21 protein-coding genes are annotated in these 25,758 nt (G+C 53.4%); 4 read left to right on the forward strand and 17 right to left on the reverse strand.

Annotated elements, in window-relative coordinates:
* Positions 1-22: 22 nt before the first annotated feature.
* The 3 genes from QOY30_RS06350 to QOY30_RS06360 all read right to left on the reverse strand — a co-directional run bounded on the left by QOY30_RS06350 (position 23) and on the right by QOY30_RS06360 (position 1,630).
* Entirely contained in the window at positions 23-535 is a 513-nt protein-coding gene (locus QOY30_RS06350; protein WP_283743787.1) for a glycine zipper family protein, read from the reverse strand.
* 87 nt (positions 536-622) lie between these two features.
* Positions 623-1,105, reverse strand: a complete 483-nt coding sequence (locus tag QOY30_RS06355; protein ID WP_283743788.1) for a hypothetical protein — start codon at positions 1,103-1,105, stop codon at positions 623-625.
* Positions 1,106-1,195: 90 nt separating this feature from the next.
* Positions 1,196-1,630, reverse strand: a complete 435-nt coding sequence (locus tag QOY30_RS06360) for a hypothetical protein (RefSeq protein ID WP_283743789.1) — start codon at positions 1,628-1,630, stop codon at positions 1,196-1,198.
* Positions 1,631-1,937: 307 nt separating this feature from the next.
* Between QOY30_RS06360 and QOY30_RS06365 the strand changes: the two genes are divergently transcribed.
* Positions 1,938-4,106: a carboxy terminal-processing peptidase gene (locus QOY30_RS06365; protein ID WP_283743790.1), complete on the forward strand. Its 2,169-nt coding sequence runs from the start codon at positions 1,938-1,940 to the stop codon at positions 4,104-4,106.
* A gap of 101 nt (positions 4,107-4,207) precedes the next feature.
* Here QOY30_RS06365 and QOY30_RS06370 read toward each other — a convergent pair whose 3' ends face one another.
* The 6 genes from QOY30_RS06370 to QOY30_RS06395 form a co-directional block, all read right to left on the reverse strand.
* Positions 4,208-4,984, reverse strand: coding sequence for an alpha/beta fold hydrolase (locus QOY30_RS06370; protein ID WP_283743791.1), 777 nt, complete (start codon positions 4,982-4,984; stop codon positions 4,208-4,210).
* Positions 4,981-5,991: a M14 family zinc carboxypeptidase gene (locus tag QOY30_RS06375; protein WP_283743792.1), complete on the reverse strand. Its 1,011-nt coding sequence runs from the start codon at positions 5,989-5,991 to the stop codon at positions 4,981-4,983. Before QOY30_RS06375 ends, QOY30_RS06370 begins: the two co-directional genes overlap by 4 nt.
* Positions 5,992-6,317: 326 nt before the next feature.
* On the reverse strand, positions 6,318-7,271 hold the full coding sequence (locus tag QOY30_RS06380) for a formylglycine-generating enzyme family protein (RefSeq protein WP_283743793.1): 954 nt from the start codon (positions 7,269-7,271) through the stop codon (positions 6,318-6,320).
* 542 nt (positions 7,272-7,813) lie between these two features.
* Complete coding sequence (locus tag QOY30_RS06385) at positions 7,814-8,581, reverse strand: hypothetical protein (RefSeq protein ID WP_283743794.1); 768 nt, start codon at positions 8,579-8,581, stop codon at positions 7,814-7,816.
* Between the two features lie 27 nt (positions 8,582-8,608).
* Positions 8,609-9,250 (reverse strand): cytochrome b/b6 domain-containing protein, encoded by a 642-nt coding sequence (locus QOY30_RS06390; RefSeq protein ID WP_283743795.1) that lies wholly within the window; start codon positions 9,248-9,250, stop codon positions 8,609-8,611.
* Between the two features lie 16 nt (positions 9,251-9,266).
* The gene (locus QOY30_RS06395) at positions 9,267-11,057 is read right to left on the reverse strand and encodes a tetrathionate reductase family octaheme c-type cytochrome (RefSeq protein ID WP_283743796.1); all 1,791 of its coding nucleotides are present in this window, start codon (positions 11,055-11,057) and stop codon (positions 9,267-9,269) included.
* A gap of 690 nt (positions 11,058-11,747) precedes the next feature.
* Here QOY30_RS06395 and QOY30_RS06400 point away from each other — a divergent pair.
* Positions 11,748-12,740 carry a GGDEF domain-containing protein gene (locus QOY30_RS06400; RefSeq protein WP_283743797.1) on the forward strand — a complete coding sequence of 331 codons (993 nt, stop codon included), beginning with the start codon at positions 11,748-11,750 and terminating at the stop codon, positions 12,738-12,740.
* A 308-nt stretch (positions 12,741-13,048) separates the two neighbouring features.
* Here the strand turns inward: QOY30_RS06400 and gnd are convergent, their stop codons facing one another.
* From gnd to QOY30_RS06440, 8 genes are all read right to left on the reverse strand, one after another.
* Complete coding sequence (gene gnd / locus QOY30_RS06405; protein ID WP_283743798.1) at positions 13,049-14,071, reverse strand: phosphogluconate dehydrogenase (NAD(+)-dependent, decarboxylating); 1,023 nt, start codon at positions 14,069-14,071, stop codon at positions 13,049-13,051.
* Between the two features lie 17 nt (positions 14,072-14,088).
* Positions 14,089-14,805, reverse strand: a complete 717-nt coding sequence (gene pgl, locus QOY30_RS06410; RefSeq protein WP_283743799.1) for a 6-phosphogluconolactonase — start codon at positions 14,803-14,805, stop codon at positions 14,089-14,091.
* A complete protein-coding gene (gene zwf / locus QOY30_RS06415; protein WP_283743800.1) occupies positions 14,805-16,310 on the reverse strand; it encodes a glucose-6-phosphate dehydrogenase in 1,506 nt (501 codons plus the stop codon). The genes pgl and zwf overlap by 1 nt, the downstream gene beginning before the upstream one ends.
* Positions 16,311-16,328: 18 nt before the next feature.
* On the reverse strand, positions 16,329-18,392 hold the full coding sequence (locus QOY30_RS06420) for an amylo-alpha-1,6-glucosidase (protein WP_283743801.1): 2,064 nt from the start codon (positions 18,390-18,392) through the stop codon (positions 16,329-16,331).
* Positions 18,393-18,519: 127 nt separating this feature from the next.
* A complete protein-coding gene (gene tal, locus QOY30_RS06425) occupies positions 18,520-19,470 on the reverse strand; it encodes a transaldolase (protein WP_283743802.1) in 951 nt (316 codons plus the stop codon).
* A gap of 72 nt (positions 19,471-19,542) precedes the next feature.
* Positions 19,543-22,086 carry a glycogen/starch/alpha-glucan phosphorylase gene (locus tag QOY30_RS06430; protein ID WP_283743803.1) on the reverse strand — a complete coding sequence of 848 codons (2,544 nt, stop codon included), beginning with the start codon at positions 22,084-22,086 and terminating at the stop codon, positions 19,543-19,545.
* 346 nt (positions 22,087-22,432) lie between these two features.
* Positions 22,433-23,137, reverse strand: a complete 705-nt coding sequence (locus QOY30_RS06435) for an outer membrane beta-barrel protein (protein WP_283743804.1) — start codon at positions 23,135-23,137, stop codon at positions 22,433-22,435.
* Positions 23,134-23,415: a hypothetical protein gene (locus QOY30_RS06440; protein ID WP_283743805.1), complete on the reverse strand. Its 282-nt coding sequence runs from the start codon at positions 23,413-23,415 to the stop codon at positions 23,134-23,136. The genes QOY30_RS06435 and QOY30_RS06440 overlap by 4 nt, the downstream gene beginning before the upstream one ends.
* Positions 23,416-23,858: 443 nt before the next feature.
* Between QOY30_RS06440 and QOY30_RS06445 the strand changes: the two genes are divergently transcribed.
* A complete protein-coding gene (locus tag QOY30_RS06445) occupies positions 23,859-24,611 on the forward strand; it encodes a 2OG-Fe dioxygenase family protein (protein ID WP_283743806.1) in 753 nt (250 codons plus the stop codon).
* Between the two features lie 10 nt (positions 24,612-24,621).
* Positions 24,622-25,734: an alanine dehydrogenase gene (gene ald / locus QOY30_RS06450; protein WP_283743807.1), complete on the forward strand. Its 1,113-nt coding sequence runs from the start codon at positions 24,622-24,624 to the stop codon at positions 25,732-25,734.
* The last annotated feature ends 24 nt before the right edge of the window (positions 25,735-25,758 follow it).

Raw genomic sequence — 25,758 nt, forward strand, 5'->3', positions numbered from 1 at the left:
AAGTAAGCTTGATGCGATGTGCTTATTGTACCGAAGGCGGCGCTGGAGGTGGCGGATTGTATGCCGGCGCAGGTTGCGCAGGCGGTGGAACGTAGCGTGCCCGCGACCGATAGCCGGATGAACTGGGGAGCTGATTGCCTTTGGCATACATACATTGTTCGTAGGAAATATCGTAACGCCGCTGTGCTTCGCGCTCGCTGTAGCGGGCTTCATTCGAGCCTATCGATGCACCGCTCAGGAGACCAATGGCCGCGCCGGTTCCCGCCCCGTTGTGGCCGCCTCCGATGACGGCACCCGCAACGGCGCCGATTGCAGTGCCGGCAGCCATGCTTTTTACTTCGCTGTCAGTGCCGGCCTCGCTGGCCGATTTTCCGATGGATTGCTGCGCAAATTTCCTGCACTCGCGATCTTCTGCAACAAACAGGTCGAACGGTTTGCCAGGAGCGGGCATCACCGCAACACTGGGGCCGTTGGGAACACTTGTGCACCCGGCAAGCACTGACAAGAAAATCACTGCAAGAATTGGATATTTCATTCGAATCTGCCTCAATGTTGCTTGTGCGGGGAAACAACACAAAATCTTATTCCTTCGTTTCGATCAATGCTGTCGTGCATGACGCGCTTAATGCGGTGCCGCCTGCGGTGGCGGAAGAGACTGGGTGGGTACCGGCGGTTGTGCAGGAACCATGCGCCAAGCTTCGGGGCAACTGGGTGCATACGGGTAATAAGTCTTCAGCGAATCGCAGTAATACCAATACTGCAAAGCCGGTTGCGCCTGGACGGCTGTCTGGGGCGCCGGCGTGGGCAGTTGCTGGGTTACGACTACGACAGGAGGCGTATAGGGATCGGGATAAGGGTATACCGGTGCCGGGTAGAAATACCACATACCGGCTGCAACCCACCACCATCCGAACCTGCCGTCATGACGGTCATGCACCCAGTTTCCGCCGCGCCAGATTTCCACAGTATGTCTGTCCCCGTGCCAACCTTCACCGCCGCGGTGATATTCTCCGCCTTCAAAGTGCCTATCACCGTGTTCGGCATAAGCAGGTAAGGACATGGCGATCAAGCTGCCCGCAATGACTCCTGAAATGTATTTGTTCATGATTTTCACCTTCGTTCAGATTGCTATATTGATTCCCTGAAATTTCATAAGCGCGCCATCGGTTTTTGTCACAATTTCCGATGCGGGAATTCAATCCTCACAGTACTGAGTGGGCAGCTCGCCCGTAAGAATGGAGATGTCAGCGTCATTGTTGTCGTCACCAGCTGTTTGCTCCGGTAAGCAAATGGTTGCGGCCAGTAAAATAATCCCGGTCCGGCCGAATGTCCTGTGGCGAAGCCCGGAGAAATGCAATGTCGCACTTTTACCTGCGCAGGCATGCAATTCCGTTCGTTTGCTCCGGGACCGTAGATGATTCATGACCTTGACATGCGCATCTCGCAAGCGCGGGCCTATTCCTTGTTGGTTCGTACAACGATCTGCAAGCCTCGTGATGCACATATCCAGCTGGCCCGGACAGTCCGCAGTCTGTGCCTGGCAAAGATGAATCTGGCCATGTTGATTTTGAAGTCCTTGAACAATCTGCCCTTTATTGCGGAATTTCTTTCCACTACAAACGATTTGCATGGCATGTCGGGTTACTCCTGTTTAGGTTTGTTGCATCAAGCCTTCATTTATCGGAAAGCAGCTTTCATATCGTTTTTCGGCAGCGCGAGCGTATGAGTTAGCATGATGCGAAATTTAATCCGATCGAGTATCTGCAGTGTGTCTGCTCTGTATACGGCGGCATTTTTTTGTAACCCGATTGATACAAAAGACGGCTGCAGTGACAATCCCGCAGGCCGACTGGTGTCATTTCATGCAAGGCCGCGATTGAAGCGAAATTAAGATGTGGGGCGATATATAATCAGCCCATGATTTTGGTGGATAAACTATGAAAAATAAATTGATGTGGGTATTTCTTGCATTTGCAATAGCGACGCAGGCGGCAGCGCTTGATGCATCGCGGACAGCTTCGCCGCTTGAGCCCCTGCAAGTGGAATCTCAGGCCGCGCATTTGTCCGCTGAAATCCTGACTCGTTACCATTACAGGCGTATACCGCTTGACGATGCATCGTCTTCGAAAATATTTGACTACTATCTGAAGGCGCTGGACGGTGAAAAAATTTACTTCCTGCAGGCTGACGTCGACAGTTTCGCAAATGCCCGAACCAAACTTGGTGACGCCATTCTCGACGAAGACCTGAGTATTCCTTTCGGCATTTTCAATGTTTACCAGCAACGGATTACTGCACGCATTGCGTATGCCCGTTCCTTGCTCAAGAAGGGATTTGATTTCGAGCGCAAGGAAAGTTACCAGTACATGAGAGAAAAGGCGCCTTGGCCAAAGACTGAAGACGAAATGAATGATTTGTGGCGCAAGCGCGTCAAAAACGACTGGCTGCGGCTCAAGCTTGCCGGCAAGGATCCCAAAAGCATCGCGGACACTTTGGACAAGCGGTACGAAAACATTCTGAGCAGTATAGCCAAGGTCAAAAGCGAAGATGTGTTCCAGATATTCATGAACGCCTATGCCACGTCGATAGACCCGCACACAAACTATTTCGGGCCACGTGCGTCGGAAGACTTTGATATCTCGATGAGCTTGTCGCTAGTCGGTATAGGTGCGGAGCTGCAAACCAAGGATGAATACACGACCATCCGCGATCTATTGGCGGGGAGTCCGGCAGCCCTGTCGGGAAAACTGAAAATCGGCGATCGCATCGTGGGTGTCGGGCAGGGAGATAACAATCCCATTGTAGATGTGATGGGCTGGCGTATTGACGACGCTGTGGCATTGATACGCGGTGCGGAAGATTCAGTGGTGGTGCTTGATGTGCTCCCCGCGGGCGCAGGCCCCGACGGCAAACATAATCTAATTCGACTGGTCCGGAAGAAAATCAGCCTCGATAAGCAGGCAGCCAAAAAATCCATAATGGAGGTTAAGGACGGTAATGCAACTCGTCGTATCGGAATCATTACCTTGCCGGGGTTCTATCAGGATATTGCCGCCCGCCAGAGAGGCGACAAAGATTTCAAAAGTGCAAGCAGGGATGTATTGCGCCTGTTGGCAGAACTCAAAAAAGACAAGGTTGACAGCGTGCTGGTGGACCTGCGTAACAATGGCGGAGGTTCACTGGATGAAGCTATCGAGTTGACGGGATTATTCATAGACCAGGGGCCTGTATTGCAGCAACGCGACGCCAAAGGCGAGGTGACGGTAGACAATGACAATCACCCGGGCGTTGCATGGGATGGACCGCTTGGCGTTTTGATCAATCGCGGGTCGGCGTCGGCTTCCGAAATTTTTGCCGCCGCGATACAGGATTACGGTCGCGGTCTCGTGATCGGCGAAACCAGTTTCGGCAAAGGGACTGTGCAGACTGTTCTGGATCTGGACAAGCTCGAAAAAAGCGACAAACCGAAATTCGGCGAACTCAAGATGACGATCGCCCAATTCTTCCGCATCAATGGCGGCACCACCCAGATGCGCGGGGTGATACCTGATATCAGCCTCCCAATGATCTCCGATGCCGAGGATTTCGGCGAATCCAGCTATGACAATGCCCTGCCATGGTCGCAGATCAAACCGGCTGCTTATAAGTCTGCCGGAAGTTTGACGGGCATCATGCCGCAACTGACGGCGATCCACGATGCACGGGTAAGCAAGGACAAGGATTTCAAGGCGTTAAGGGAAGATATCGCCGAGTTCAACACCCAGCGCAAGAAAAACCTCATTTCCCTGAATGAAACCGACAGGCGCAAAGAGCGTGCAGTGCAAGAGGCACGGATACTTGCAAGAGAGAAAAACGATGCGGCAGAAAAAGGCGGCAAGTCGGCTGACAAGGAAGCGCTTGTCGCCGACAGTGCTGCATTTGAAGACGACGGCTTGCAGTCGAACGAACGCAACCTGGCTGCCGACCTGGCAATCGAGAAGGCCAGAAAGAACGCAAAGGATGTATTGCTTAACGAAGCGGTGCATATACTCAGCGATGAAGTCGGCCTGCTGAAAGCCGATGCCAAGCTCGCTTCAACCGTGCTTCCCAGGCAGGAAATGCACTGACGCGGGTTTGCCACACCCGTTGTTATTCCAAGGCCGCGCCGCATACCGGATTGCGGCCTTTCTGTTGCCCTGAACGACTATATCCAGTGAAGTGGTTGCACTCACTTTCCCGCCGTTTGATGCTCTGATTCAAGCCATTCCTTTGCTTGTTGCGCCACCCAGAATCCGTCATCCAAAGGCAAGTCGTGCCCCGCAACCGGATGCAATCTGATCGGGCAGTCCCATAGCCTGGCGAGAGTTTGCGAGCATTTCACACTGACCAGCCTGTCTTGTTGCGCGGCGAGCAACAATAATGGCACAGGTGGTTTTGTTTGAGCGGCACGATATGAGATGGCGGCCTGCAACTGCCGCAGGATATTGGCGCGTGTGACGGGACATTCGCATGCATAGGATGTCCACTGTTCCAGGAGTTTTGCCCGTTGCAGTTCGCTGCGCTCCAGTGTGCTGGTTAGATGCAGTATCAGCTCTTCGCGCTGGAATTCGGAACCCGAAATCAGAAAGCGCAACAGGGCCGGATAATTTGCGGGGCGCAGGCGTTGGTAAAAGGGATTGTGCGGAGCCAGACTGGTATTGATCAGCACCAGTCTGTCGATTTCATCCGGATGCCGTGCACTCCATTCCACTGCGGCCATCGCACCCAGGGACAAGGCAAGCACATGGTAAGGTGGCGCATAGCCCAGTTTCGCAAGCTGCATGCGACAATGGTCCGCCATCTCCCCCACGCTGCCGGGGCTGGCCTGCGCATGCAGTCTGCCGTTGCCGGGAAAATCCAGGGTCACCACATTTTGTGCGCCGGTGACATTCTGGAACAGCATGGGAAACTCGCCCCAGTGGCGTGTCTCACGCATCAGGCCGCGCAACAGTACCCATGTACTCATGGCCTGTACCAGCGCGCTACGGCGCGTTCCTGCAAGCGGAGGCGGGTGGGACCCTTCGCCAGCCATTTGTCGTGGCCGCTTGCGGCACGCATCAGAAAATCCAGCCAGACAGTATGTCTGCGCAACACCCGATGCAAGCGATGCTCTACGGAGGGATTGAACATGCCGTGCCGGGAGAATAACTGGAGCGGATTTTTCTTCACCCACAGCCAGGAGCCCATCTCCAGTGTCAACGGCAAAAAGGTCTTGCTCTTGTCCCGCAGCGCTTGCAGATACAGGTAATCCCAGACGTCACCATGGGTGCGGTACTGGATGCTTTGCGGCTCGAACAGGTATCTGTTGTTCGGGTAGGTTGTTTCAAACAGTTCTTCCAGCCTCAGGATATCGGCCAAATGATCGATGGGATGCACGCTATGTGCAAGGGGAAACCATATCCGGTCGCGTGTGCCGAATCCGGAATGACAGTCCACTGCAATGCTGAATGGACGCGTCAGCAATTCATCGGTCACGGTCCGGCATAACGCCAGGTTTTCGACCTCCATTTCGGCGCCGGCTGTACCGCGATACCAGGGCAAGTGAGGGCTGATCCGGTGTCCTCCCAGCAGGAATGGAACATCACCTGCCGCCTCTATCGGCGCATTGCGCATCAGGTCCACTCCGCGCGGATTGCTGCGGGTGGATTGCCACATGCCGCCGGGATTGACCAAGGGCATGAATACCAGCCGGACATCCTGTAACAAATGATGCAGGCTGTTGTCCCATTCCAGGCGGGTGAGCAAGCTTCGTAAAAAATACAGCAATACTTGTGTGCCGATACGCTCCAAACCGTGGACGCCGCCAAAAAATCCGATGCTGGGCAATTTTGGGTCGGGATTCCCCAGGGTGAGCTGGTAAACCGGAAAGCGCTTGTCTCCCGCGCTGACCTCGCAAGCAATTTGCGCTTCCAGATGGCCTCGGCCAAGTTCCAGAATGCGTTCAAGCTCGTTCAGTTCGGGCAGGGCGGACATGGTATTCGAATCTTTACTAGGTGTTGTAGACGCTGGCGCTAGTGTACCGGAATGTGCCCAACGAGTTGTTTTGAATATCAGGGCATAGATCGTTCTCCGCCGGCAGCAGTTGTTCCCCTGGTATGACTGCAGATTGCTGAGCACACGGTACACGTCGTCGTGCCATTCATTCGTGTGGATACCGAACTGATATAAGTTCGGTCGCATGGTAGAAAATGGTCAGTGTTCCATCTGTGTGCGGTCGAACGTAGAATGGAAAATTGCGCAATCAGTTCGCCAGCCAGCTTTCATGGGAACCCATGGACAAACAATCAGGACAGCCTCTTTCAGGGAAGTGTTCTGGCCACACGGAAACCGACAAAGCTGAAGCGCTCATCAGGTTTGTTGACGCACCTTCTGGCGGCACGCACAAGATTCGGACTGCTGTTCCAAGAGCCGCCGCGAAGCACCCGCCTGGAGGCATCGCCTTGCCATGCGGTGCCGTCCAGCGGAGCGTTTTTATAGCTGTCGTGATAGCTGTCCTCGGTCCATTCCGTCACATTTCCCAACATGTCATACAGTCCGAATGCATTTGGCTTGAAGCTGCCTACTGGTGCGGAATAGGCATAGCCATCCGTGCAATTATGCAACAACCAGAAAGAAGCGCCGGGTACCGACGCTTTTGCTGTCATGTCGGCGACATTTGCATATCCGCACGCTTCATCCGGATTGTCGCCCCAGTAACGTGAGGTGACGGAACTTCCACGGGCGGCATATTCCCACTCGGCTTCTGTTGATAGCCGGTATTGTTTTCCCGTCTTGAGTGACAGCCATGCCGTATAGGCTTTGGCATCGTTCCAGCTGACACATGAGGCGGGGTGATTCGTGGTTTGCAAAAAGCCAATATCGCGCCAGTTCCGCCCGCTGTCTTCCTCAAATCTGCTGCCTTTCAGCGCCACGCATTTGTCGCCGGTGATGTATTTTGATTTTATTACGAATGTTGAAAACTGCCCCCGTGTGATCTCCGTTTTACCCATGGCAAAGGCGGTCAATTTGACATGATGCACGGGGCCTTCGTCGTCATTCCTTGAATTTTCGGAATTGGGCGAGCCCATGTCGAAACTTCCCTCAGGGATGGCCACCATATCGGGGCAGTCCGGACAGTCGTGAAAGATCGAGCCTGCTTTGGGTATGCGTGAGAATTTAGTTGCTGCGGCAAGATGCGTATCGGCAGACCAGGCAAAATCGGGCATCAGCACCAAACAGCAGGCAACGATGGTGAATCCGGTTAGTGTACGCATTTTGGATGCCTTGCTGGCAGGTGATTAAATTTGGACTAAATCTTGAGCAACTTTAACTTTGAATCGGGTGGATGTGATCCTATGAAATAGTCATCGATATTTCTGTGCGGTGACGTACATATGAGCAAAGCGAGATAACTTTCTTCACTAACATTCTTCGTCTGCTTATGCTCTGATTGCGTGGCAATTCGATATTGAAGATGATGGGCATCATCGAATCATTCGGGGATGAATGGCAGGCGCCATGTGCTCGGAAAATCACATGCAGGACCGGATGCAAGCTCGACCACAGTCATTAGCGAAACGAGTAAATGATCACAGGGGCATCAATCAGATGTCGGATAGCAAAGGTTATATAACCATATGTAGAGGCTCAGACTTGATCTGAACAGTGTTTCAACTTCATTTCCAGGTTGGGCAGGAAACATGCAGCTGACGGCCTCGCGGTGGTGAAGCGGGATGGGTAGACACCATTGCCGGGTTGGAGGACTACCTCCAACCTGGACGGTCATGCACGGACGCTTTTGTAACTCACGTTAAAGTTAAGGTTTGACTTGAGTGATCAGCAGATGGCCGGAAGAGTCTTTCAGAGTAACCTTGTGCAAGTCAATGACTAACGTATCTTCCTTGGCAACGGCATGGTTAACATGAGCAACGATATCCATCGAGAAATGTTCGTAATTGGCAACTGATGAATTGATGGCGGCAATTGTTTTGCTGTCCGCGCAACGTAGTGCGCCAAATGCACTGGCATCGGAATAATGATAGTGGTAACGCGAGTTATCGAAATAAAAGCGTGCCCCCTTCATAAACAGTCGGTTCACGACAGGAAATGACCGGCTCGTCTTGTCATAGGAATCCAACGCAATGTCGTCGACCTTGATCAATAAATCCGGTTTGGTTTTGGCAATCTGAATCAACCGATCGATCACCTTCTTTTGCTCATTGCTCGCTTGTACGGGATTGGGTTGAATGATGTTTTCCGTGTTTTCGGTCAAAATCTCGCTGTAGTCAACCGGTGCTCCGGAGTAGGCGTAGTAATACACTTTTAACAGTACCGACGAGTCCAGCAATGCCAAGCCATCCTGCAGCTTTAACGAACCTTCAGTCAGGGTTTTATCTGATGCTGCAATTGAGGCTTTGCTTCCGGGCGTATCCGCCAAACCAGGAGCATTCTGGTTCGAAGCCGTTGGCGTAGCCTGGGCGGTTAAAGATGTTATCGCTGCCACAACGATGGCAACGGCCATTGTTGTGGCCAATCGTTTAATAACAAATTCCAGAATATCGTGAAATGCATTCTTGTCCATCATGATCATGGTCCTAATGTGATTGAGCGGTTAGACGTTTGTTGAAGAGGACGAAGCATGAACCGAGGGTTCTTCATCACTGTCTTCCCAGCCTGTAATCATGGATTTGATATAGGCCAATGGAGTATGGCCGGTGGTTGTCAGGTAAAGGTGGGCAATAAAGAAAATCAGCATCATGTAAGCCGCGGCAGTGTGAATCCAGGCCACTTCGGTGAGTGTCAATCCGAACGGCTGCAGTTGAATCCAGTCGTAACTGAAAATCAGCAGCAGCATTCCGCTAACCCAGATCAAAGGGTTGATCATCAGCTTCAGCCATAGATACGCAAGCCGTTGCAATGGGTTGTGCTTGTGTTGCAACGTTTTGTGGAAGGGGTGATCCTCACCGAGGAACATGCCCCATGCGTAATGCCGCGCAACAAGGACGACCTTCTGGAAGGTCGGGATGTATTGCTTCCATTCACCTGTTGTGAAATGCCAGAAAATTGCAAACATCCAGAGCGTGACCAAAAGCCAAGCGGAATAGCCGTGGATCAGCAGCGCTGTCTTGAAAGTAAATCCTCCAAGGTAACCGTGGATTTCAAAACCCGTGATCAACATGGTGATGACAAGCGCTGCCTGACTCCAGTGCCAGAATCGCTCGAAACGTTTGAACAGATATATACGAGTTGACATTACGACCCCTTATTAGCTATGACCGACGACGAAACCACAGGATGGTGCGAATCAGACCGTGAATAAGCACACCGGCGAGAGCCAATGCGGCTGCGAGCAGACCAATGCGTTCAATCCAGGGTTGATGATCTTTAAAGCGTCCCGGCATATAGACACCGTCTATGCCTTGGAGGCGTCCGCTGTTTGCGTGGCACTGTGCACAACCCAGCGCTTTTGTCCTGGGCGCAACCATATGGGATATTGGCCAATACATTTGAGTTTGAACAAATCCATATTGCCCCGAGTAAGGCAGTTTGGCGGCCTTCATTCCAGCCGTGATCGCTTTCTGCCAATCGTAAGTCATGGTGAAAGAATCCTGATCGAAGCCAAAGGAGTGAAAGACCGCAAGTATGCCGGTTTGCGTGTCATAGGGCTGGTTGTTCCGGGATATCTTGAAAGGCCATATCTTCGATTGACCGTCGATCGCACTGCCTTCTATATCATTGACACCTACTACCCCGTTTCGATCTGGCTGTATCTTGTCGCCAATATGCATCCAGCGCTCGGTGCCGTTGAACCAGCGATATTCGGGGACCACGTTATCCTCCCACAGGAAACTGCCTTTGACCCCCCAGTAGGTGTTCCTGCCGTTCTCATCTTCAATCACCAGGGGAGCGCCGTTAGGTGAAAGTTTGCCGGCTGTCGCATAGTTCCAGTTCATTTTCGTGGGCTTGCCCCCGCGCGCAAACTCGGGGATATGGCAAGTTTCACAGGCGATATCACGGGTATGCATATTGAGTGTGGAGGCAATCTGCTTCGAAGTCAGCCCATCCCCGTGATGTGGAGCTTGACCATGGCAGGATTGGCAGGCCGTAGCATTGCCGTTGTGATCAGAACCCGGCATGAACGCGGCTTGTTTTGGATTGGCGTCAATGGCGTAATGTTCGCCGGTGACGTGGTGATTGCTGGTTTGATGGCATTGTTGGCAAGGGAAGTTCAATCCCTTCGTATCCATATGCACATCGAGTTCATGTGATGGATCAAGAAGCGAGCTATCCAGATCACCGTGTTTGACTCCGTCGCCACCGCCTCCATAGAAATGGCAACCACCGCAGTTGGCACGGGTCGGTGAGCTAATACTCTGGGCAATCTTTGCCAGATTCTGGGGTAGGACATAAGGCTTGTCGGTACCATAAACCTCGTTACATCCCGGGCGCACCGCGATTTTTTCCATCGCTGGATTACCGCCTATAAAAGGAATCTTGCGATAGTCCCTGGTCTGGTCGTGGCACACCAGGCAATCGACCTGATTCTCGGTACGTTGATCAAAAGGAATGAATTTATTCGGATCGGTACTTCCATAGCCGACATGGCAAACCGTGCAAAACTGCTCGTTGCTGATCGGGCTAACGCAGAAGGTGTTATAGACCTGGCTCTTGCCGACCATTTGTTTGGTCTTGGGATTCCATGCTTTCCAGGTCCAGTGGATGGTGGACATGACCTGCTTGCCTGCTTCAGTGTGGCAACTCAGGCAAGCTTTGGTGACTTGTTCGGGCGATGTAAACGGCCCTTGGAGTTGTTTGAAGTGTTTATGATCCTGAGGAGCTTTCTTTCCAACAGGTGCGTCGACTTCCTGCGGGATGATATGTTCAAGCGAAGCTTTACTCTGGGACGAAGATTGGGCGTAAAGCGCGGTTTGTGCAGGTTCGGTGCCGACTGCGGAGGCAGAGCTTGCGAACAAAATGGCTACGAGTGCCACCAGGCCGCTGCCTAACCATCCGTTCAGGCTGTTGAGAGAGTAATTGGATGGGTGTTTGTCAAATGCCATTAACGTCTCCTGAATCATGCGTGATTTGAATTGCCGTGTAATACATGGGCCCAAAATATCGGGCATCGAGCAATGATTGTTTACTCAAGGCTTTACTTCCGTCAGAAGTAACTGGCATCCATGCATATGTATCGCCTTTCTTCTTGCGAATAACTGTGTATACGATTGATGTTCATTGAATTCATTTATTTTTCTTCCTGATTGACGGTGGCTTTTTTTAATGTAGATAATCATTCCACTACTGTCTGTGCTAAATGTCACACAACCGTTGAATGCCTGACAGAATCAATCAAACGCTCGACAACATTGTCGTCATCCAGAACTTGATCATCAGGATTGATGGAGTCAACAAAGGTACTTCATGAGCTGCTGCCGTCATGCAACGGAATCACAAATGAGATCGGGGGTTAAGCGTTATGGACAGGCTTTATTGAATACATATTCAGAATATCGGCTGGCTGTGTTGGAACAAGCAAGGGTGCATTCGGTTTATGGTTTGGCTGCCGCCGTGCTTTCTGGTCATTAACGCACTACCCCCTCATCGAGTGGACTTATTCAGCATTTCCATAGATGTCATAAAGACCTTTTTGACGTTCTGTCATTCAAAACATCAGTAGCGTTGATTGATGCTGCAAATCATGCAACTATTCTTCAGGCAGAATAAGAAAATATTGTTATAGGGGGGAGTTAATGAACAATTCTGTTATTGCATGTCCCATACCTTCGAATGAGTCCCAGCGACTCAAAGCAGTTAAATCCTACGAAATTTTGGATACCCCACCAGAGGTTGATTTTGATACGCTTACCCGAGTTGCTACTCAAGCAATAGGAACACCGGCTGGAGTAATCGGACTGATGGATACCAACCGATTATGGTTCAAGTCACAGCTTGGGCTTGGTGTGCCTCAACTTGATCGCCAGATTGCTTTTTGTGCGCATGCGCTCATGAAACCGGGGGAAGCGCTTATCGTGGAAGATTTGCAGCAAGATCCAAGATTCAAGGACAACCCCTTGGTAACGCAAGCGCCGCATCTGCGATTCTATGCTGGAGCCCCACTCATTGATCGTGATGGATTCGCGCTTGGCACTATCGCCGTTGTAGATATTCAGCCACGAAAATTTTCGCCAACTCAAGTTGAGTTATTACGTGATCTTTCTACTTTGGTAATTACTGCTTTGGAGAATAGGCAGCGCGCCAAATTATTAGGCCAGTTAGCCATGACGGACCATCTTACTGGCCTACCTAACCGGGTTCAATTCGAACGAACACTAAACTCTGAATTGGCACATGCTCGACGAAAAAGCGAAACTTTCTCTGTTTATTTCATGGACCTGAATGATTTTAAGATTATCAATGACACTTATGGCCACTCTGCGGGTGATGAAGTGCTGTGCGAAGTCTCACGACGCATGGGAAAAGAAATTCGTGCAGAAGATTTATTAGCGAGATTTGGTGGCGATGAATTCGGAATTTTAATGCGACAAAGCGACGATAATACTTCCGAATCACTTGCCGATCGCATTGTGAATGCTGTGCAAATTCCCATCACACTTTCCACTGGAAAAAATGTGTCAGTGGGTATTTCAATTGGCATGGCTACCTATACTGACTCGGTCGAAACAGTAGCTTCACTATTAGAACTAGCTGACCAAGCACTCTACAAGGCAAAGAAATATAAGTAATTAATTTTTCCTACAATATCGAAAAGGTTGGGTTATGAACGGCCGGTATTGAGGAGAAAGCGCCGGAGGAGTTTGCCCAGTTAAACAAGCAGAATGCGGCCAATACCAAACTAAATTTCTGGTCATGTCAATTTGACTACATTGCTATTCCCGCAAAGGAAATTAAAAATGACAAGAAGTTATGAATGAGTTCGTAATCCAAAGTCTATTTATACTATTTGGCACCAACAGCAAACACAAAACCGTCCAAAATTGTAATTCAACCATAAATTCCGGACGCCTCTAAAATTATATTAGTCGTTTGCAGGTCATGTGTTTTCCTGGTGTTTCTCGTGATGACCGCCAAATTCGTACCGCAGTGCGGACAGCAATTTGTCGCCGTAGTCTGCTTCGCCGCGCGACGTGAAACGGTTGAATAGCGCGGCAGTCAGCACCGGGGCTGGCGTGCCGGATTCGATTGCAGCGATGCTGGTCCAGCGGCCTTCCCCGGAATCGGAAACGCGTCCACCGAATTGTTTGAGGTCGGCATCGCTGTGCAGCGCGTGCGCGGTCAGATCGAGCAACCATGAACTGACCACGCTACCACGCCGCCACAGCTCGGCCACTTCGGCGACATCGATTTCGTAACGGAATGCTTCCGGATCGCGCAACGGTGTCGTCTCCGCATCCGCCTGCCGCGCCACTCCACCCACGTTGGCGTGGCGCAGCAGATTGAAACCCTCGGCGTACGCAGCCATCATTCCGTATTCGATGCCGTTATGCACCATCTTGACGAAGTGCCCGGCACCTTCCGGTCCGCAGTGCAGGTAGCCGATCTCTGCCGGACCGGGTTGGCCTGTGCGGCCCTCGGTGCGCGGCGCGGTTTCCACGCCCGGTGCAAGCGAGGAAAAGATGGGTTGCAGATGTGCCACCGTTGTTTTCTGTCCGCCTATCATCAGGCAATATCCGCGTTCCAGTCCCCAGGTGCCGCCGCTGACGCCGACATCGACGTAATGAATCGACTTGCTGTGCAGACTCTTGGCCCGCGCGATGTCATCCTTGTAATACGAGTTGCCGCCATCGATGATGATGTCCTCCGCATCCAGCAATGCGGCCAGTTCGGTGACGCCGGCATCCACTACGGCTGCCGGCAGCATCAGCCATATGGCGCGCGGCGAACTCAGTTTGCCGACCATATCCCGCATGCTGGTGGATGGGGTAGCACCTTCCTGCGCCAAGGCCTGCACCGCCTCGCTGCTACGGTCGAACACCACGCATTGATGGCCGGCCTTCTGCAAACGACGCACCATATTTGCGCCCATGCGTCCCAACCCTATCATTCCGATCTGCATATTTCCTCCAAATGAAATCAATAAAATTCCGGCATCGCAGCACGGTCAATATGCCATTCGGACAATCCGACCCGGGCGGCGGGTAATGATGCACCGTCGTTAATCGCTTGCAGCGCAGCGCGCTTGCCTGCTCCCGTGACCAGAAATATTCGATGCTGTGCCCGCTGCAGTGTATGCAATCCAAGCGAAACACGCTGCGGCGGCGGCTTGGGCGCATCGAAGACGGCTACAGCGGCATCGCTCAACTCGGTTGCCGGATTTCCCGGGAACAGGCTGGCGGTGTGCCCATCTTCGCCCAGGCCAAGCAACACAAGGTCCAGCGGGGCATAATCATTCAGCAGCATGGCATAATTTCTTGCCGCATCATATGCGCCGTATTCCGCGGCGATGGTATGAATATTCGCCGGCGGAATGGCCACATGGTCGAGCAGGGTGGCATACGCCATCGTGTCGTTGCGCTGCTTGTCGCCGCGGGGCAGGCAACGTTCGTCGCCAAAAAAAACTTGAACGTGCGCCCAATTCACCGGCAGGTAGCGCAACTGTTCGTAACAACGACGCGGCGTTTCACCCCCGGCCAGTGCGAGACGAAATTCGCCCCGAATTGCGATGGCCTGCGCCGCAAGGTCGGCAACGCGTTCTGCCACGCAGGTTGCCAGAGCAGCATCGCTTTCATGGATTGCAAGTTGTGCGGGCTGGAACGTCATTTCCCTCGCTTCATCTTCCGGTTCTTGCATCAGTAAGCCTGTGTATCCGATCCGCCCGCATCCAGCGAATGACGCCAGAACTGGTCTTCGCGATCAAACAGGCAATACGTGCCGCGCGGCCCCCAACTGCCGGCAGGATAGGTATTGATGAATTCGCGCTCCATCGACCATACCTTGAGAACCGGATCGACCACATGCCACGCTGCCTCCACCTCGTCTATGCGCAGGAACAGGGAATGGTCGCCCATGATTACATCGAGCAGCAAGCCTTCGTAAGCATCGTAATCCTTTTCGCCTTCCTTGCGGTAAGTCGCATCCAGGCTGATGGTACGCGTATGCAAATCCAGTCCGGGGACTTTGACCTGCATTTCCATTTTCAGGCAATCGTCGGGCTGGATGCCCAGCATGATCCAGTTGGGTTGGGGCGGCCCCTGCCTTGTGTGCCGCAACAGATCCTGCGGGGGATTCTTGAAGCGGATGCAGATTGCCGAGCTGTTCTGGGCAAGGCGCTTTCCGGTACGCAAATAGAACGGGACTCCCGCCCAGCGCCAGTTATCTATGAACAATTTCATGGCGGCGTAAGTTTCAGTCGTGCTGTCCGGAGCCACATTTTTCTCTTCCAGATAACCCGGAACTGCTTTGCCGTCGATGCTGCCGCCGGCATACTGGCCGCGAAACGCGTGGGCATGCACCGCATTCTGGGTGATCGGGCGTATGGCCTTGAACACCTTCACTTTCTCGTCGCGCAAATGCTCAGCCTCCATGGATAGCGGCGGCTCCATCGCCACCAGGGCCATGAGTTGCAGCAAGTGGCTCTGGATCATATCGCGCAATGCACCCGAGCCCTCGTAATAGTCCGCGCGGCCATCCACGCCCAGTGTTTCGGAATGGGTGATCTGCACATGATCGATGTAGTGATTGTTCCACAAGGGCTCAAGCAACAGGTTGGCAAAGCGGAACACCATGACATTCTGCACGGTGCCTTTGCCCAGATAGTGATCTATCCGAAATATCTGAGGCTCGTTCAGATGCCGATACAGGCTGGCCTGCAGCGTCTGTGCGCTCTGCAAGTCGTAGCCGAAGGGTTTTTCGATGACCACGCGCCGCCAGCCATTTTTCTCCTTGAGCAGACCAACGTTGCCCAGCTTGTCGACGATACCGGGATAGTCGGTCGGTCGCACCGCCATGTAATAAACGATATTGGGCGGAAGATCAGGACCGTCATCCAGCAATTTCTGCAGGCGAGAGTAGGCAGTGTCGTCGTCCGGAGGAATTGCAAAATAATACAGGCGCCCGCAAAAGCGCTGGAGCGCTTCCTCATCGATATCGTGCCCGTGCAGTTCGCGCAATATGCCGCTGACAAATTCCAGCCAGTCCGTTCGTTCGCGCGGCGTGATGTCGCATCCGAGAATGACCATATGATCCGGCAGCCGCTGTGCCGTTTCCAGGTGAAACAGCGCCGGGATCAATTTGCGGCGGCTCAAATTGCCTCCGGCACCGAAGATGGTCAATGTGCAGGAATCCAGCGTTTTCATACCGGACATCCTTTCAGTTCATGCGACAGATTTTGCTTGTTCATGCCGATCTTCCTTTTCATTTTTCGATTGGGCGCGACGAAGTTTCAACCAGGCGTCCAGCGTGCAGGCGACCGACCATGCCTGAGCCGGACAGCCCCGCGCCGTGTGCGGCGCATCACCGTCGAATATTTCGCTCACCGTGCCCAGTCCGGCTTTATTGAGATGGTCCTGCATTCCTTCAAGTCGTGACAAAGCTCGTTCTGCATTGCCGCTGACCCGGTATTCCGCCAAAGCATAATGTCCCAGCAGCCATGCCCAGACCGTACCCTGATGGTAGGCACTGTCGCGCGACCAGACATCGCCCTGATAATACGGACGGTAATCCGGACTGGCGGAATCCAGGGAACGCAAACCGAAAGGAGTAAGCAGGTGTTGCGCGCAGACGGCAACGACGTCCTGCCGTGCTTGGGAATCCAGCGGAGTAAACGTCAGGCTGACTGCCAGAATCTGGTTGGGTCGGATGTCATCGTCATTGCCATCGGGGCCGTCAATAACATCGAATAGTCCGTTGTGTTTCGACCGGACAAATCTCCGGAATTCAGCTCGGGTCTTTGCAGCCATCGCCGAATATTCCTTCGCGCGCGCTTCATCGTTCAGGATATGGGCGAAATACTCCATCGTCTGCAATGCGTTGTACCAGAGGGCATTTATTTCCACCGGTTTGCCGATCCGCGGCGTGATGACATTGTCGCCCACCCTCGCATCCATCCAGGTGAGTTGCATGCCAGTTTCTCCCGCGCACAGCAGGCCGTCTGAAGGATCCATGCCGATGCCGTGGCGTGTTCCATTGCGATAATGTCCGATGATCTGCTGCAATATTGGCCATGCATAAGCCAGCGACGGCAAATCCTTGATGACTGAGAAGTACGCGTGCCAGGCCTCGATGAACCACAGTGCCGCATCTACCGTGTTGTATTGGGGCGCCTCGCCATTGCCCGGAAAGAAATTGGGCAGCATGCCGCCGTCCACCAGCGGCAGGTGGCCCAGCAGCAGGCTGCGTGCCTGCTGGTAACGTCCGGTTGCCAGCAGCAGTCCGGGCAGCGCAATCATGCTGTCGCGCCCCCATTCACCGAACCACGGGTATCCTGCCACGATGGCATCGCGCGCATGGATATCATCCTGCTCATGGCGAATCACAAAACTGTCCGCTGCCAGGATCAGCTGGTCTATCCATGCGGGTGCCTGCATCAGTTCCGGCACGGTGATTTTCGCGCGGGTCAGCATGGCAAGGTCGCGTGCCTGAAAGCGCCGCATCGAGTCCTCCATGTAATAGGCCGGTTCATCTTCTTCGATGGAGGCAGTCAGTCCGACCCAGTGCCCGGCATGAATGGGGAAGGTCATGTGACCGACGCATAAATGGCGATCAAGGCTGGACAGGCCGCGCTCGCGCTCCGCCGGCAGATCGAAATCTTCGATCCAATAATCGGCACGTTGTACCTCGCCGCAACGGGAATGAAAATGCAGGGTGGGGCAGCCGGGATAACTGATATCCAGTTCGTGGTCGCTGGTCTGGAAAGAAGGGGAACTGTTTTCAAACCCGGTGATGCCGTGATGATCGCGAACATTGGCCAGCAACCGTACACGCAATTTGACGCCGCGTTCCGCCGGATTCTCCAGCAAGCGCCAGGCTATGCTGGTGCTGTGTCTGCCGTGCTCCATCCAGATACGTGCCTCGATCAGCAGGTCATCCAGACGGTAATGCCAGACCGGCATGCGCCCGTCCAGTCGAAACGATTCTATGGAAAGATGCCCCCGCGGTTCCACCACGCCGCTGCCCCAGCGATTGGTGTGTAAATGTATGACGCGATCACCGTCCAGCAATTCGGCATCGGCCTTGGCAAACAACAGATTGCGCTGCAAATGCGATTGAAACGGGGCGATCAGCAAGCCGTGGTAACGCCGGGTCAGTGTGCCCGCAACCGTCCCGCCGGCGTAGCCTCCTTTGCCGTTGGCAAGCCACCATTCATGCTGTTCTGCAAGTTCGAGCGTGCCGCAGATTTCGCGATCCAGATGCACTATTTGTGGAAGTGATTGTTTCACTATTGCCTCCTTGCACTGTTCATGCCTGTCGTATCGGGCTTGGTGATTACGCGGCAGAATTCGCTGTTGAACGTTGCCTTCAGTTTTTAATTACTCGCGTTGTTGACAGCCGCATATCGGCAAGGCTTTAAAGCTTTTCCATCAGCATTTTTTCCAGCTTGATCTGATCCGCAGTGAAACCGCGTATACCTTCGGCAAGCTTCTCGGTGGCCATGGCATCCTCGTTCATTGCCCAGCGAAATTCGGCTTCGGTCATCGGCATCGGTCGTACTTCGGTCACGCCCGTGTCGGTCAGCTTGCGCGGCAGCAAGCCTTGTGTGGCCTCCAGTTTTTGCAGAAAAACCGGGGCGATGGTGAGACGGTCGCATCCGGCCAGGGCCAGAATCTCGTCCATGTTGCGGAATGACGCACCCATGACGATGGTCTGATAACCGTGCGCCTTGTAGTACGCATAAATTTTGCGTACCGAGAGTACGCCGGGATCAGATTCCGCCTCAAAATCCTTGCCGCTGTGCGCCTTGTTCCAGTCAAGAATTCGCCCGACGAAAGGAGAGATCAGTGTGACGCCGGCTTCCGCACAGCAACGCGCCTGGGCAAAGCCGAATAGCAACGTAAGATTGCAGTTGATGCCCTCGCGCTCAAGGATTTCAGCCGCTCGAATGCCCTCCCACGTGGAGGCTATCTTGATCAGCACACGGTTGCTGGCTATGCCCGCGGCGCTGTAAAGACGGATCAGTTTGCGTGCCTTGCTGACTGTGGCGGCCGTATCAAAGGAAAGTCGCGCATCCACTTCGGTCGAGATGCGACCCGGAACATACTTGAGTATTTCCAGTCCGGCATCCACCGCCAGTTTGTCCATGGCATCGCGTGCCTGTTGCTCGCGGTCGCTGCTTTGCGATTTTCCCCATGCGATCGCATCGGTGATGAGCGGAACATATTCCGGCAGGGTTGCCGCCTTGAGCAGCAGGGACGGATTGGTTGTTGCATCCTGCGGTCGATGATGACTGATTGCGTCGATATCGCCCGTGTCTGCCACGATGACAGTCATGGATTCAAGTTGTTCAAGAAGATTGGCCATATTGATTCCTGGAATATTGGGGTACAGAACTCTCGCTTCGTTTTCAATGCCGTTGTTGTTGAAGGCATGCCTTCAATAAGCAATGGTCAGATGCTTTTCCGATGCCAGGCGCACATGCTCTTGTTGCCGGGTTGCTCGTCCCTTTGGGGCCGGTTCAACGCGCCAGATTTTCTCGGCGTAATCGCCGATGCTACGGTCGCTGGAGAACTTTCCCATATGCGCAACGTTCAGGATTGCCTTGCGTGCCCATTCGTCCGGCCTGTTGTAAAGGGCATCGACTTTTTGCTGGCAGTCGATATAGGCGGCATAATCGGCCAGCAGCAGGAAGCGGTCACCTCCCTGTGTGAGATCGTCCACAATTTTGCGGAAGCGTCCCGGTTCTTCGGGCGAGAAATAGCCAGAGCCGATCATATCCAGTGCCTGTTGCAGTTCGCTGTTGGCGTGGTAGTAATCCCAAGGGTTGTAGCCGTGCCGTTGCAGGTTGGCAGCTTCCCCGATGTTCAGCCCGAAGATGAAGATGTTATCCCACCCGACTTCAGCCCCGATCTCGACATTGGCGCCATCCATGGTGCCGATGGTGAGCGCCCCGTTGAGTGCCATTTTCATGTTGCCGGTGCCGGAGGCTTCCGTTCCCGCAGTCGATATCTGCTCGGATAAGTCGGTGGCGGGAATGATGTCTGTTGCGATTGCAACGTTATAGTTGGGGATGAATACCACTTTCAGCAAATCATGCATGGCGGGATCGTTGTTGACGAAGTCGGCCACGTCGTTGATCAGTTTGATGATGAGCTTGGCTGTGGCATAACCCGGCGCGGCTTTGCCGCTGAAGATGACGGTGCGCGGCACAAGGCCTTCAGTCTTTCCGGCACGGATGCGGTTGTACCGGGTGACGACATGCAGCAGGTTGAGCAATTGGCGTTTGTATTCATGGATACGCTTGATTTGCACGTCGAACAGGGAGTCGGGATTAACCTCGATTTTCAGGTGGTCGCGGATATAGGCCGAAAGCTTGACCTTGTTGGTTTGCTTGACGGACATGAATGCCTGCTTAAAGGCTTCGTTCTCCGCGAGCGGTACCAGCCTTTCCAATTCCTCCAGCCCGGTTTTCCATCCCTCCCCGATGTGCTGGGTTATCAGGGCGGACAACGCCGGGTTAGCCTGGTTGATCCAGCGGCGGGGAGTGATGCCGTTCGTGATATTGATGATCTTGCCCGGGTAGATTTTTTCGAAATCGGCGAAGGTGGTATTTTTCATGAGTTCGGTATGGATCTGTGCCACGCCATTCACCTTGTGACTGCCAACGATGGCCAGATGCGCCATTCTGACTCGCTTACCCATATCTTCGTCTATGATTGAGATGCGCCGCAACAATTCAACGTCACCCGGATTCCGGTGCATCACATCGTGCAGGAATCGGTGGTTGATTTCATAAATGATCTGCATATGGCGTGGCAGCACTCTTTCAAACATCGCCAAAGGCCAGGTTTCCAGCGCTTCCGGCATCAGCGTATGGTTGGTGTAGGAAAAAGTGCGCACCGTGATGTTCCATGCCTTGTCCCAGTCCAGATGATGAATGTCCATCAACAGGCGCATGAGTTCTGGGATGGAAATGGAAGGATGAGTGTCGTTCAACTGGATGGCTGCCTTGTCCGGCAGAAGATCAAAATCCTTGTGATATTTCTGAAAGCGGAAAATGATGTCCTGCAGAGAGGCGGTAACGAAAAAATACTGCTGCTTGAGTCTGAGTTCCTTCCCCATCGCGGTCGTGTCGTCCGGATAGAGCACCTTGGACAGACTCTCCGATTCGCTTTTATCCCCGACAGCCTTGATATAGTCGCCATTGTTGAAATAGCGCAGGTCAAAATCGCGCGTCGCCTTGGCCGACCACAGACGCATGTTGTTGACCGTGTTGTTGCCGAAGCCGGGAACAGGCGTGTCATAGGCCATCGCCATCACTTCCGTGGTGTCCATCCAATGGTGGCGGTAGGCACCGTCATCGTCTTTGCAATGAATGACATGACCGTAAAAATTGACCTTGTAAAGCAGGTCCGGGCGGGGGAATTCCCACGGATTCCCATACCGCAGCCAGTTGTCCGGGCGTTCGACCTGGGATCCGTTTTCGATATCCTGGTGGAACATGCCGTATTCGTAGCGGATGCCGTACCCGTAACTGGGTATGCCGAGTGTGGCCAGCGAATCAAGGAAGCAGGCTGCCAGACGTCCCAGGCCGCCGTTGCCGAGGGCCGCATCTTCCTCGATCTCGCGAACGGCATCGAAATCCACACCCAGTTCAAGCATTACGTCACGGCAATTGTCGAAAAACCCCATGTTGAGCAAACTATTGGCAAGCATCCTCCCGGTCAGGAATTCCATTGAGAGGTAATAGACCCGCTTGACATCATCACGATAGTACCTGCGCTGGGTCTCCATGCAATGCTCTATCAAACGGTCGCGTGCGGCAAATGCAACAGCGTGAAACCAGTCGCGTACCGAAGCGTTGAGAGGCTCTTTTCCAACGGCGTAGGTGAGTCTGTTGACGAGGGAATGCCGCAATGATTGCTTGTCGAAACCGAGGAATTCGTGCTGCGGTGCGCTGTGCTTTATATTTTCAGCCATGGTTGCCTCCATTAAGGATAAGCGCATAAATGCCGGAATTAATGTTGCCTTGTACCGGTGAATGAGTTTTGCAAGGTGTCGCTCAACAGCCAATTGGTGAACCAGGATCTGACCGGGCCAAGTCATGCCAGAGTTCGAATCAATTCCGGACTGCGAGCGACACACGTGAGTAATATAAGCATTACCGTGTGACTACGTAATTAATAAAAATTCATTTTGCAGGCAATTGCAGAGATGTTTGCGCGACAGTGTCTGCAGCGGTTTGATGCCGGACGAGTATTGGCCTGACGCAGATTGCACAACCGGATGCCGCGACTTTTTGGCCCCGCTCAAATGGCGGACAAGCTCAGAAGTTGTAAACTCCACCCAGGGAAATCATCCTCATGCTAATGCCGGGAACGAGCTCTCCCAGATCTTCATACTGCATACGTATGACAATTCCATTTCCCACGTCGTACTGACCGCCGATACCGTACATCCGGTTGTTCTTGGAGCCGCTTATTGTGGGCAAAGGGTTGCCGGAATTGTCCGTTGAAGAGTAGTTCATCGAATTTCTATCCACTCCGAGCTTGAGGGAAACGGAGGCTGCATCGTTGATTGGATAAGACCCCACGGCAGCAAGTTGTAATGAGTTTGTATCAAATGAATATGATGCCAACACTGGCGGATACCCGTAGCCGTATCCGTACCCATATCCGTAGCCATATCCGTAACCCCCGTAGCCGCATCCTCCATAGTCGCAGCTATTGCTCGAACTGGACAGCATTGCATAGCCTGCTTCAACTGCGAACATCGAACTGATGTTGTACCCTCCCACAATGCGAAGACCGGAGGTGCTGGGATAAATCGAGCCGCTAAATGTAGCGGATGCGATATCAACTCCAATATAAAACTTTCCCGAAAGGTCGGTTGAAACCGGGGAGCCGTCAAAGTCGTCTCCAAATTCATCCGCGGTGGCCGGGCAGGTCATCAATACTGACAGCAGTGCAATCGCCACAAGATTTTTCACGGTGCTCCCGTTATTTGGTATTACTGTTAAAGAATCGCTCATGACAAAAGTACGCGTCCGGTATCTGTATCAATCAGCACTTCCCTGATGGCGTCGCCATGCCTGATTTCAATCAGGTAGGCAGTGCTGCCCGGCATCAACTCAAGCTTGCCGTGATGCCGGGCAGGTTTGGAAGTGATTTGTTCCGTTGCCGTTACGAGCGCAATCCTGTTCCTGAATAAAATATTGTCTTCAATTTTAAAATTCCCGTCGACAAAACCGATTGCGGCCGTCAAGGCAATGATGCGCGCGGCGTCCAAAGAGATTCTCAGTCGTGTCATGATTTGCCTCCAGACAGAAAGATATATGCAGTGCCGACGTAGCAACACACACTGGCAATTCGAGGAGGTGCATTGTTGGCGGTGTATTCATTTTGCTTTTCTGGACTAGTTCATTGCATTACTGATCGTGTGGCCGGGTGAAGCCGTTAATCATTCATTTTGGAATTTCTTTCCAATTGGAAAAAACAATTTCATGCTTACGGGGCATTTAAGCATGATCGCGTAATTGAAATGCATTAATTAAAATTCATTTTCGGAAGCAGTTTCACGGCCTGGACAAGGAGGAATGTGAGTGCCTGCGTGCAAGCACCGTTCCAGCACGGGAGTCGGAATGCATGCATTCTTTTAAGCGGGGTTCGGCATTAATCTTCTCTGTCGTCTTTCAAACGGGGAGATGCCGCATTGAAGTAGAATCGGAATTAATCCTGACCTGATCAATTGCCATGACTATCGCCAATCTCGCGCCTGCCTATACCGATCCCTCCCATCTTGCGGATGCCGTGAAAAGCCACGGCTTTGGTGTATTGAGTCCGTCAGGTCTGGCGACTTTTCTGAACTTTCCGTTGTCGGCGCTGGATGACCTGAAAATGGACTGGGACGATCTGCCGCCCGATAATTTCCTCAAGGACGGCGGGCGTTATCGTCGCCGCAGGCATTCCAGTTTCATCGTGAACGGCGGTGATATAAAGCAAGTCGCGCATCGGGCGCATTACCAGCCGATGGAATACAACGCGCTGCACGGCGGTATGCTGCGCATGTTCGAGCCGGTAAAGCCAGGCTTTGTGTCGCAACCGGTGATTTCAAAATTGTTGCTGGCTATCGCGGAAGTCTGCACCGCTGTCAAAGGCGAACATCCCTGGCATGTGGAGTTGCACCAGTTTCGCATCGACACCAGCAATGGCATCGGACGGCCGACACCTGAGGGCGCACATCGCGACGGCACGGATTTTGTGGCCATCCTGTTTGCGGGGCGCGAGAACATTCGCGGCGGTGAGAGCCGCATCTTCGAATTCAATGGACGCCATGGGCAGCGCTTTACGTTGAGCGAGAAATGGACGCTGCTGCTGCTGGATGATCAGCGCGTCATTCATGAATCCACGCCCATCCAGCCGATGGGCGAAGGCGGGCATCGTGATACGCTGGTGCTGACGTTCCGGGCGGGCGGTTTTCTGGAGCCCGGCAATCTGACTGTATAGGAAGGCGATTATGAATATCGGTGTTCCCAAGGAAGTAAAGCCGGATGAGTACCGGGTCGCACTGGTACCGGCCGGCGCTGCCGCGCTGGTGGCGGAAGGACATTCTGTCCATGTCGAGAGCGGTGCCGGACTGGGCAGCTCCTTTAGTGACGAGCAGTATTTGGCCGCAGGGGCGCATGTCGTCGCCGATGCCGCGGCTGTCTGGGCGGTGGCGGATATCGTCGTCAAGGTAAAGGAACCTGTACGTGCGGAATGGCAGCACATCCGCGCGGGACAAACGATATTCGCCTATTTTCATTTCGCGGCAGATCGCGAACTGACACAGGCACATCTCGACTCCGGTGCGACCTGCATCGCATACGAAACGGTGCAGTTGAGCACGGGCGAGCTGCCCTTGCTCACGCCGATGTCGGAAGTGGCCGGATGCATGGCGGTACAGGAAGGGGCCAAATATCTGGAGAAGTTCTACGGCGGGCGCGGCGTCCTTCTTGGCGGAGTCCCCGGCGTCCCGCCCGCGCACGTGGTGGTGATCGGTGGCGGCGTGGTGGGCAGCAACGCGGCAAGAACGGCGGCCGGCCTCGGCGCCCAGGTCACCATTCTGGATTTGTCGCTGGAGCGACTGCGTTATCTCAGCGAAGTGTTGCCGGCCAATGTGCAGACACTGTATTCGAATCGCCACAACCTGCTGGAGCAGATCGCCACGGCCGACCTGGTCATCGGCGGTGTGCTCATCCCCGGAGCGGCGGCGCCGAAACTGATACGCCGCGAAGACTTGAAAACGATGCGTGAAGGCTCGGTCATCGTGGATGTGGCGGTGGATCAGGGCGGATGCGTCGAGACGACGCATCCGACCACACATCATGATCCGATCTATATTGTGGACGGCGTGGTGCATTATGCCGTGGCAAACATGCCGGGCGGAGTGCCCCGCACTTCGACTCTCGCGCTCACCAATTCAACTTTTCCCTATCTTCAGCAACTGGCCGGGAAAGGCTGGCAGCAGGCGCTGCGCGACAGCATCCCGTTGCGCCGCGGATTGAATATCGTCAATGGCAAGATAAGCTATCGCGCGGTGGCCGACTCTTTCGGTATGCCTTACGCCGCAGTGGAAAGTTTTCTCTAGCGGGTGCGTGCGAAGTCGCCAGAT

It is taken from the genome of Sideroxydans sp. CL21 (assembly GCF_902459525.1).
GTDB lineage: Bacteria > Pseudomonadota > Gammaproteobacteria > Burkholderiales > Gallionellaceae > Sideroxyarcus.

Coding starts and splice junctions, on each gene's coding strand:
- gnd (WP_283743798.1), bottom strand. CDS start 14,071: ATGCAGATCGGAATGATAGGGTTGGGACGCATGGGCGCAAATATGGTG.
- QOY30_RS06365 (WP_283743790.1), top strand. CDS start 1,938: ATGAAAAATAAATTGATGTGGGTATTTCTTGCATTTGCAATAGCGACG.
- QOY30_RS06360 (WP_283743789.1), bottom strand. CDS start 1,630: ATGCAAATCGTTTGTAGTGGAAAGAAATTCCGCAATAAAGGGCAGATT.
- QOY30_RS06350 (WP_283743787.1), bottom strand. CDS start 535: ATGAAATATCCAATTCTTGCAGTGATTTTCTTGTCAGTGCTTGCCGGG.
- tal (WP_283743802.1), bottom strand. CDS start 19,470: ATGGCCAATCTTCTTGAACAACTTGAATCCATGACTGTCATCGTGGCA.
- QOY30_RS06385 (WP_283743794.1), bottom strand. CDS start 8,581: ATGATGGACAAGAATGCATTTCACGATATTCTGGAATTTGTTATTAAA.
- QOY30_RS06355 (WP_283743788.1), bottom strand. CDS start 1,105: ATGAACAAATACATTTCAGGAGTCATTGCGGGCAGCTTGATCGCCATG.
- pgl (WP_283743799.1), bottom strand. CDS start 14,805: ATGCAAGAACCGGAAGATGAAGCGAGGGAAATGACGTTCCAGCCCGCA.
- QOY30_RS06375 (WP_283743792.1), bottom strand. CDS start 5,991: ATGTCCGCCCTGCCCGAACTGAACGAGCTTGAACGCATTCTGGAACTT.
- QOY30_RS06430 (WP_283743803.1), bottom strand. CDS start 22,086: ATGGCTGAAAATATAAAGCACAGCGCACCGCAGCACGAATTCCTCGGT.
- QOY30_RS06400 (WP_283743797.1), top strand. CDS start 11,748: ATGAACAATTCTGTTATTGCATGTCCCATACCTTCGAATGAGTCCCAG.
- ald (WP_283743807.1), top strand. CDS start 24,622: ATGAATATCGGTGTTCCCAAGGAAGTAAAGCCGGATGAGTACCGGGTC.
- QOY30_RS06395 (WP_283743796.1), bottom strand. CDS start 11,057: ATGGCATTTGACAAACACCCATCCAATTACTCTCTCAACAGCCTGAAC.
- QOY30_RS06370 (WP_283743791.1), bottom strand. CDS start 4,984: ATGAGTACATGGGTACTGTTGCGCGGCCTGATGCGTGAGACACGCCAC.
- QOY30_RS06435 (WP_283743804.1), bottom strand. CDS start 23,137: ATGAGCGATTCTTTAACAGTAATACCAAATAACGGGAGCACCGTGAAA.
- QOY30_RS06445 (WP_283743806.1), top strand. CDS start 23,859: ATGACTATCGCCAATCTCGCGCCTGCCTATACCGATCCCTCCCATCTT.
- QOY30_RS06390 (WP_283743795.1), bottom strand. CDS start 9,250: ATGTCAACTCGTATATATCTGTTCAAACGTTTCGAGCGATTCTGGCAC.
- QOY30_RS06380 (WP_283743793.1), bottom strand. CDS start 7,271: ATGCGTACACTAACCGGATTCACCATCGTTGCCTGCTGTTTGGTGCTG.
- zwf (WP_283743800.1), bottom strand. CDS start 16,310: ATGAAAACGCTGGATTCCTGCACATTGACCATCTTCGGTGCCGGAGGC.
- QOY30_RS06440 (WP_283743805.1), bottom strand. CDS start 23,415: ATGACACGACTGAGAATCTCTTTGGACGCCGCGCGCATCATTGCCTTG.